This window comes from Arsenophonus sp. ENCA, from assembly GCF_002287155.1.
Lineage (GTDB): Bacteria > Pseudomonadota > Gammaproteobacteria > Enterobacterales > Enterobacteriaceae > Arsenophonus > Arsenophonus nilaparvatae.
Window position 1 is genome coordinate 1 of the sequence record NZ_NHNG01000210.1, and the last position, 650, is coordinate 650.

The 650-nt window shown below is 39.7% G+C and carries 2 protein-coding genes; both read right to left on the reverse strand.

Annotated features, from left to right (window positions below):
- On the reverse strand, positions 1 to 309 hold a 309-nt coding region (locus tag CBG25_RS05460), incomplete at its 3' end, for a transposase (RefSeq protein ID WP_366212714.1).
- A gap of 36 nt (positions 310 to 345) precedes the next feature.
- A partial coding sequence (locus tag CBG25_RS05465; RefSeq protein ID WP_290603625.1) for a transposase family protein occupies positions 346 to 650 on the reverse strand: 305 nt, incomplete at its 5' end.

Sequence of the window (650 nt, forward strand, 5' to 3'; positions counted from 1 at the left end):
CCTGTTTTTCCTCAGCGTGGTTACCCAGACCCAACCATGAGAGCGAATTGATTTCAGATTATCTAGGCTAGAATACCAGGCATCCATCACTACCGCTTCTGGCATGATCCCTCTTTTTTTAGCAAGAGCCAGCATTTCGGAAAAGTGCGTGTTTTTTGTTTTTCCATCAGAATCTTTATCATAAATACGATAGTCAATAGGAATTGATTCAACACTTGTCAGATCATGCCAAAGCAAATTAACCAAACCTATGCCAGCAATAACATCATGCTTATTACCTGAATATTGATAATAAGCGTGTTGCTTAATAGTGAAATAAGGGTGTTTCGGTGATTGAAGTAAATTTTACGCTGTTCTGAGATGGAAATTCCAAAGACCTGCGCTAAGGAGTAAGAAGGTATCATCAATAAAGGGTCTACGATTCCGTAAAATTTGGGTCATGCAACCGAGGCGCTTGATACCCGCGATGGCGTGTTCAACTGTAATACGGATGCCCGAGATTATTTTATTTTCTTGTTTTTGTTCAGGCGATAAAGGTCTTTTTCGAGTTCCTTTTTTTGGGATTTGTGTATTAGGATGCTGTTTATCTATACCTTGAAAACCGGTATCTGCCCAGATGGTTACCTCAGGAGGAATATGGCGAATTATAT